Origin of the sequence: Adlercreutzia sp. ZJ304 (assembly GCF_011039075.1) — a bacterium.
Taxonomy (GTDB): Bacteria; Actinomycetota; Coriobacteriia; order Coriobacteriales; family Eggerthellaceae; genus Adlercreutzia_A.
In genome coordinates this window covers 21264-30063 of record NZ_JAAKEG010000016.1, presented here as the reverse complement: position 1 = coordinate 30063, position 8800 = coordinate 21264, and the positions used below count along the sequence as shown (strand labels likewise).

General features: G+C 47.9%; 3 protein-coding genes. All 3 read left to right on the top strand.

The genetic code is table 11. From position 1 onward, the window contains the following. Positions 1–13 precede the first annotated feature (13 nt). The 3 genes from G7Y46_RS08335 to G7Y46_RS08325 all read left to right on the top strand — a co-directional run bounded on the left by G7Y46_RS08335 (position 14) and on the right by G7Y46_RS08325 (position 8657). Complete coding sequence (locus G7Y46_RS08335; RefSeq protein WP_165253288.1) at positions 14–751, top strand: hypothetical protein; 738 nt, start codon at positions 14–16, stop codon at positions 749–751. Positions 752–789: 38 nt separating this feature from the next. Next, entirely contained in the window at positions 790–1491 is a 702-nt protein-coding gene (locus G7Y46_RS08330; protein ID WP_165253290.1) for a hypothetical protein, read from the top strand. Positions 1492–1601: 110 nt separating this feature from the next. Next, positions 1602–8657 (top strand): hypothetical protein, encoded by a 7056-nt coding sequence (locus tag G7Y46_RS08325; RefSeq protein WP_165253292.1) that lies wholly within the window; start codon positions 1602–1604, stop codon positions 8655–8657. The last annotated feature ends 143 nt before the right edge of the window (positions 8658–8800 follow it).

The following is an 8800-nucleotide window of genomic DNA, read 5'->3' as shown; positions in this document are numbered from 1 at the left end:
AGGAGGAAAAGCCATGAAAAAGACAAGTAAGATTTTTGGTGCAGTAGCGCTTAGCGCAGCGCTAGCAATGGGATGCGCCGTACCTGCATTCGCAGCCGACTTAGGATCGGGCGATGGTACTGTTGATGCCTCAACCGACAATCCAGTTGTTAACAGTGCTGTATCTACCGATGTGAAAGTAAAAGCTCGAATCAGTCAAATTGATGTGACTGTTCCTCTGAATGTAACTATTGTTGCGGATGCGGCAGGCGGACCTCTTGGCGTTCCAAGTGAGGGCATCAAAACCTTTACTGCGCAAAATACTGCTGATATTTCTGGCTACCGTATTGAGAATGAGTCTTCTTTCCCAGTAGCGATTACAAATATTGCTACAACCGATTCATCGAGTGGCGACTGGAAGCTTGTTAGCACTATAAATAATGCAAGCATTACAGGTGCAGTTGGCGACTTGGCTATAAAGCTAGAACCCAGTGACGCCGTTAATAAAGATTCAGAAGATTCTGATCTAACTACTGGTACCAAGAATGAAGGAAATAAAGCAACAGGAGCTACTCCAATCGATTTAGCTACCGGTAGTAATGATCCGAAGTGGACTGTTGCGGCTAAACCTAATGAGCAACAGACCGCATCAATTATGGGATTAAAAATGAGCGGCAGCGGCTCTGAGTTACAGGGAGTAAGCAGTGCTTTGACTACTACAGGTGTAGATGCTTTCAGAATCACTTTTACCGTAGCTGCAACCTCTCTGTAAGTCGCGAAACTGCGTAACTGTACTAATAAGGAAATCCTATGACTGATGCATTTCGAAATAACCAAAAGGCTAATTTTGACCAGAACAACCTGCAACAAAATTGTGCGGGAAATAGGGTGCGCGGTTATGGGATGGGGTCTGGGGTGTCGCCTGTGGCACCCCAAATGCCCACGCAGTCTAACATGCAGTCTCAGGGAGGGTACGTACAGCCTGCTACGTCTCAGTCTGTGCCGGCATCTAAACGCAAACATAAAGCACGCTTCTGGGTGTGCATTGTTATAGCCATTGTGGCTATTGTTGTGGCAATCTTGCTTGCTTTTACCCTGTGTAACGGTTCAAGCAAAAGCGCCCGTCAAGGCGACCTTGGTCAGCTAGAAGGCAAAACCCCAGAAGAGATACAAGCAGAACTAGACCGCGTGGTTGAAGAGGGCATGTTCAACATATCTATTGCCTCTTATGTAGAGTTTGAAAACGGCACCGCGCCCGGCGAGTTGCGTATAGAAAACGTACCTGCCAACAACTATCTGATGCGCGTAGAAATAACGCGAGATGACACAGGGGAAAAGATATACGAAACAGACATGATAGAGCCAAACTATCACATCCAATCAGACACGCTAGATGTGGCGCTTCCAAAAGGAAGCTATGCCTGTACAGCTACATTTTCAGCATATGACAAAGATACAGAAGAGCTAGTAGGTCAAGCAGCAGCAAAGATAGATATAGAAGTACTTAACTAAATGTTTCACATGAAACATTTTCAACAAAGAAACAAAGAAATGCTTTACGTGCAGCATTTATTAAGTTGCGAGTGCAAGAGTGCAAATAAGTAAAGGGAAAAGGGTTCACTATGGGAAGTGCAATGGGAAAACAGCTGAAACGGGCGCTAGCAGTAGTGCTGGCTGTTTGTATGGTGCTGGGATTGAATCCCGCGTCGGCATTAGCGCAGACAGATGGGGCAATACGTAACATAGACACCGGCGAGAAACAGGAAAGCCGCGCTACCGATGGAATGAATTGGGAGGAAAACGGCTCTGGTGTAAGTACAGAAAGCAGCCAACTTAGCGCTGGCGGCGATCAGGTATCTACAACCGTAAGCGTTAAAGTAATCAGTAACTTCAAGGCTACTATAACGAATGCGGCTCCTGTTCAAATAGAGAGTGAACCGCTGCTAGAGCAAGATGTGCACAAGGCTGATTACACCATAAACGCCCAGCTTACTGGTGGTGTTCCGAACAGCAATAATGAATACACCTACAAGTGGGTAGTTTATGAAATGAATGGCGGCGTACAAGCGCAAACTGCCATTTTTGAAAGTACGGAATTTGCCGCAACAGCCGATGCTAGTAAAAATGCTAGCGTTGCGCTTTGGCTAAACGATGCAAACGTAAAAGACGCTAGCGGCAAAACTGTAAAAGATATACTTGATTTTGGGAATGCGTCTGCAGCGCCTACGTATAATTTCTACTTAGTCGCGAAGGACAGCACAGGCTACACTGTTACATCGAATTCCCAAACTGTGGTTTGCGGCGCAACTTTCGAATTCCAAAAAATGACAGATGCAGGAAGCAACGCCAGCGTAAGTGCTTGGACGTATCGTGGTGGCGCTACATTGAAAGCAACCGACATTATCCCTTCCCAAAATGGCGGCAACGCAACTATATATAATGAGCTTCTAAATGCAGCGGATGGAGATGAAATAACCACCGCGTTAGACCTAGCAATAACAAATCAGTTGGCGGTAGATGACAAAGCTCCGCAGGCAATATCAACTATAAACGAAGTACGCATTCCCGCGAACACCAGCGCGCAGAAAGACAAAATACGTGTTTGGCATATTGTACAAAATGGTGGTAACACTTCTGTTGTGCCTGTAAATTCGTTCGATCTGGACAACGGAAGTGTAGTTATAACCGATGCGAACACGCTAAGCGCAGGTGTGGGCGTTTTTGCCGTTTCTGTTGCAAGCGAAAAGAAAGTAGCCGTATCGGCTATAGCGGCAACAAAGGTAGATTCCAGCGCTGGATACAACTTCCCAGATGTGGGCGGCAAAGTTACTCCGTCTGGCAAAATAAACTATGCGCCGGGCACCAAAGTTCAGTATACGTTTTTGCCGTTCAGCGGCTACGAGCTGGCTCGCGTCGATGTTTTACAGGGCACGGCTGGTTCGGTTATTGAATCTTACGCACCTGCTGCGCAGCAAGGCAGCGGCTTACAAGCGCTTCCCGGTTTGAATTATCTCGATTTCACAGTTCCTACATTGGGCAATGAATACACTATAGCGGCGTACTTCAAAGCAACAACAGCAGCGCAGGGTAAGCTGATTAATGTTTCAGTTGGAGCAGGCGAAGAAGACGCTACAGGTACCGTTACGGTTATTTCTGGCGAAATGTCCCAGACGGCAGATTCTACGAATACGGAAAGCAATCCTAAAGGGGTGTATTCCACGCTGTCGGGTGTTGCCACTTTCCAATTTAATGGAGTTAGCGGCAGCGTGCTTGACTACGTCGAGGTTGACCTGAATGGCACCGGCAAGCAACGCGCAAATGTTGTTGGCGACACACTTACCTTAACGGGAATAAATAACACTACCTCTGTGGTGGCGCATTTTAGGTATGGCACGCAAATTACTTATCCGAACCACACGGTTACTGTTACAAATAATTACACTCCCCAGACTACAGCAACGGATGCGGGCGTAAGCGTGGGACCAGCATCTTCTACCGTTGTGCATGGCGGATCGAAAATAATAAGCATGGAAGGCAATCAAAATACGTATTATTTGGCGAAGCTAACGGTTGATGGTGTGGCTGTTACACCAAGCATGACTGCTGCCGGCAGCTACATAATTACCGATGTTTTGGCGGACGTTGATGTTCAGGCTGATTTTAGGCTTGTGCAGCAGACGCGCGACATAGTGGTAACGGGCGGCGCAAATGGCACTGTTTCTGGAACTGGCGTTACTATGGATTCATCGGGCGCAAATGGCACGGTTACGTATTTGCATGGTCGAGATGTTGTTATAACTGCGGTGCCCAACAACGGCTACGAGGCTATTGTTAAAGTAAATGGTGCTACCGATGGTGTTGTGGCAGGTGTGAACAACAGCTTTACTATAGCTGGCAGCGCACTTGAAGATGCCAGTGCCAAAATTGAAATTGAGTTTAAAGACAAGGGCGATAAGCCCATAGAAAACCCGGTTACAGCTATATTCACAATAGAAGGCGATAGCTCTTATGGAACCGTGGCAGTACAGGGCAAAAGTTTGACCAGCGCATCGTCGCTTCAAGAGCGCACGGTGGAATTCACCACTTCCACTATAGATTTTACGGCTACGCCTAAGGCTAGCGACGAAGACAGCAATAACTATTACAGCTATTCGGTTGTTGTGAAGTGTGGTGCCGATATCTTGAACTCCACAAATGGCACCTATTCAATTCCAGCCGACAAAGTGAAGGCTGAAAACGGTGCCATAACGGTAACGTTTACACGCGCATCTTCACCAAAACCGCCTGCACCTATAACGTATCAGCTGCGTGGCAAGGTGGAAACTACTGCCAATTTCAGCGGTACAGGTACCATAAATCCAACAAATGCAACTTATACCTCTAACAGCGCAGATGCCGGAGTGTTGTTCACCATAACACCCGAAGATGGAACGCAAGGTCAGAAGAGCAAGTTGGCAAACGTTGCCGTGTCTTCTGGCGCAAATTCATCTTTGCCGGTGCTTACTTGGACAGGCGGCGATATACAACTAAATGCTCAAAGCGCAAACGGCGCTGCTTATACCTACATGTTGGGTCGCGCACTAATAACGCAAGGCTACGACACTGTTACTGCTTTCTTTAGCGAAGACCATACTGGTGAAAAGCTTACTGCGAAGGTGTCTTTTGCAGTGGGTACGTCGGCCGAGCAGCAAGCTTGGGTGCTAAATCCTGCATCTGGCGATGACATTTTCACGTCTCGGGGCAAACTTGTGAACTATGGTGGCAGCTTGTCGTTTACATTTAAGCCGGGCACGGGCTATGTTACGTACATGACCGTTAATGGTGTGCGCACGCAGGTGGGCGAAACGCATACCATAATGGGCATAACAAGCGACCAAGAAATTCTTATAGAATTCAAACAGTCTGATTACAGCGATCCGCCTGACCAGAAAGAATACTTCGATATATGGGTGTCTAGCGAGGGTGACGGCAGCATAGATCCTGCTGGTACGCCTGATGCCACTGGTAAGAATCGTGTGCAAGTGGCAGAAAATGGCAATCAGGCTTTCACATTCCAGCCCGGTGCAGGCATGCAACTTAGCCAGTTGATAGTAGATGGTAATCCTGTTGGCATAGAACTGAATTCAGTTGGAGAATATGTATTCGGCAACGTGCAACAATCACATAGCATTCATGCGGTGTTCGCAGCTGCGCCGAACAATAATCTGACGAAGTATACACTTGAGGCTGTTACGCAGGGCGGTGTTAATGGCGGCACACTAAGCAACAGCGGAAATGTTTACGCTAGCGCTAAGCAGCCAGCGCAGGTAACCGTAAGTCCGAATAGCGGGTTTGTTATTGGTGCAGTATTAATTGACGGGCGCGAACAGGCGCTTTCTGGAGCTGGCAGCGTGCTTTCGGGTAGCGTTTATGGTGCTACTTTGCAGTTGCCGTTTACGGGTACCGGTGATGTACATGCTGTGGTTGTGCGGTTTGTGCCAGACGATACGCGCGTAAGTGTACACACACAGGTGTTGGGCGTTGGCGGCACTATAAGCCCTTCGGGTAGTTCGCTTATAGCAGCTGGTAAAGAGCAAACTTTCACCATGAAGCCCGATGAAGGATACACTGCCGATTTCATGCGCCAAGTAGATGCCAATGGCAATGTTATAGCGAATTTATCGTTGGATAGCGCGTTTTCGCACACTATGAAAATTACAGCTGAAACTTGGATTGAGTGTGCGTTTAAGGAAGATGGCAACTCAAAGCCGCCGGTTAGCTATCCTGTAACTATTAAAGGTAGCGAAGGTGGAAGCGTGTCGCCTTCTGGAAATCAGTTTGTGGGCGCAGATAGTTCTATAACGATAACTGCAACGCCGAATGCGGGTTACAAAGTAGGGCAGGTACTTGTAGGTAGCCGCGATATAACGCAGCAAATGAGCGGCAGTACCATCAATATTAGCGGCAGCCTAATTGCAGAGCTTTCATCTGGTAGTGCTGCGGTAGATGTGAAGGTGATGTTTGAGCCTGTAAAATCTACTAAGGTGGAAATAAATCTATCTAGTACTAACGGTGGCACCATATCGCCCTCAGGCAAATATAACGCCACAATTGGCGAGACGCTGAATCTAACGTTTGTGCCCGAAAATGCCACAAGCGATATGATGAAAGAAATACAAATTACCTATTTGGGCGACGACGGCACAACTGAAGTGCAAACCATTCCGGCTAAGAATCAATACAGCTATTCGCTGGTAGTTACTGACCGCATAGTGGGCGTGCATGCTGTATTTGACAAGCGCAGCGCAGATGCCCCGGCAGCGAAATTGCGCAGCGCAACCGTAAGCATAGCCAGCGGATGCGAAAGTATGGGTAGGATAATTCAGCCTGCAAGTGGTACGGCTCAAGTGGCTGAAGGCGATTTTCTGCAGATAAGCGCCGAGCCTGCAAATGGATATAAAGTGCAAGGCATTACGCTAAATGGCTCATCAATTACAACCAAGCCGGGCAATGTATTCTTCGTAAACTACAATGCTCTTAGCGACGGCAGCAACAATTTAGTAGTGTCGTTTGCGCCTATAGCGCCTAAGGAAGTGCCTGTGTGGGTGCAGGTTTCTACTAAGAATGTGTCGGCATGGCCTGAAAACACCACCGTTCCTTACTACACAGCCGATGAGAACATATTCTTGTTCTATCCGGCGGCGGGTTATGTTGTAACTCGCTTGCAGGCAAGTTTAGATGGTAGCTCTAATCTGATAGACCTAGATTTCGAGCAGATAAGTCACGGCGAATTTATGAACAATATAGCCAATTTGAAGAGCATGAGGTCTGGTGGCTTAGTGAATAATGTTCGTAGTGCTGAAAACGTTGGCGCGACTTTAGGTGCACAGGCGCAAAGTAAAGCGGCGACCAATGAGCAGAGCATTCGCTACTATAAAACTGGGTTGCAATATGTGGACGCTACAAGTGTGGAACTTATTCCTACTGTAGAGCCAATAGGCAACAAGGAAGACAACGCACTTGGCACTCAGGGTGAACTAACAAATGCTAGCTTATTTGTAACCGGTGGCAGTGTGCTGGGTGCAGCTAGTCCAATGCGTGTTCCGGTGGGAAGCGATATTCCTATGAATTTGCAACCCGACGAGGGTAAAACTATCTCGTATATTTCACTGCATTATAACGATGGAAGTCGCAAAATTCTGCAAGATAACAATGTGAATGACGGCGCTTTTGTATTAGACGGCAAGTATACAACTAGCGATTTAGCGGCTGTTTATGTTGTGTTTAAGACCAGACCGGTTTTGGCAAATACTACTCCTGTGGAAATAATAGTGAATGGGCAAGGTGGCGCGGTAAGCCCCGGCGAGGGAGTCTTTGATGCGATAATTGATAAGCCGCAGACATTCACGTTTACCTACGATAACGACAAAGCATATATTGCTGAACTGAAGGTAAATGGCACTAAGGTATTTATAGATAAATTTGCCCAAAGTTATACATATCCGAATGTTGATAGCAATTTCACCAGCTTAGAGGTAACGTTTGCGCAGGGTAGTGCAACTAGTCCCAGTAATACCACTTGGCAAGACCCGCAAACACCCGGTAACTTCTACACTGTGGTTGGCGTTAGCGATGCGGGCGGCAGCGTGTGTCCGTCTAGCATAAGCGTTCAGGGCGACAAACTTGCAAGCCAAGCATTTACATTCCGCGCAAACGATGGGTATATGCTTACGGGTGCCGAAGTGCGCAGCGGATCTGCCAACGGAAACGTGGTAAAAACTTACACGCTTGACGAATTGCGCAGTATGGGAAATTGTCTTGTGCTGTCGGGTATATCTCAAAACTTGTGGGTGCGCGGTATTTTTGTAGTGGATGAATTTACGGTAGATGTAACTGTTGGTGAGGGCGGCACAGTTGCACGCGATGGGCGTGAAGTTAGCGCTACGCTTAGCGTGCCGGCAGGAGAAAAACTACTGCTAACTGAACGGGCTGACGAAGGTTATACGTTTGATGGTTTCCGCACGAAAGGGTACATGATTAGCTACGATGGAGTTGCCGAAGCACCGCAGATGATGGCGTTGGATAGTTCTGAAGCGGGCGGCGTTGATGCCGAGGCGCGCGCAGCTGAGGCACGTGCAACTGAGGCACGCGCAACCGAGGCACGCGCAACCGAGGTGCATTCGTTCACGGTGGGCGCGTCGGGCGGTCGCATAATTGCATCGTTTAACGAAAAGAAAGACGATCCTATTATTAATCCGCCAACTCCCGGGGTTGAATGTGTTGTTGACGCTTCGTCTTCTGGGCACGGCAGCATAACGCCATCTGGTAAGCATACATATGCTGCTGGTACTAGGGTTGAATTTACGCTTACTCCAGAGTCTTCGCAATGGCAAGCCGATAGCATTACTCTGACAAGTAAAGGACAAACACAGACACTGAAACCCACTACTCCTACTTCGTTTGTTTTAACAGTGGAGTCGGATTGCACTGTGGTGGCTAATTTCTCGGCTTTGGCTCCGGCGGGGTCAAATAGTGCTCCTGCTAAGGCGCTTCGCCACTTAACGTCTTTGGCGCAAACTGGCGATTTAACCGTTCCCGGCATTTTGGTGCTAACTGGTGTTGCGTGCGCGGCACTAGGCGTGGCTCTGTTAACTAACGGGCGCGGTCGCCGTCGCAAAAGTTATGGCAAACATGCGTAAATTCTGCCAGTTTTAACAGTTATTGTGAATTGCGGGCGCTCGTATGGGTGCCCGCAATTTATATGGTGTATAAAGTGAAGCGCTAGTAGATATGCCCCGTTCGCACGCGTTATAGGTTTCAAGCATGTAAAGATGCGCGTAGA

Bases quoted from the DNA above. Each gene is read 5' to 3' on its own strand.
- G7Y46_RS08335 (WP_165253288.1), top strand. From the start codon at position 14: ATGAAAAAGACAAGTAAGATTTTTGGTGCAGTAGCGCTTAGCGCAGCG.
- G7Y46_RS08330 (WP_165253290.1), top strand. From the start codon at position 790: ATGACTGATGCATTTCGAAATAACCAAAAGGCTAATTTTGACCAGAAC.
- G7Y46_RS08325 (WP_165253292.1), top strand. From the start codon at position 1,602: ATGGGAAGTGCAATGGGAAAACAGCTGAAACGGGCGCTAGCAGTAGTG.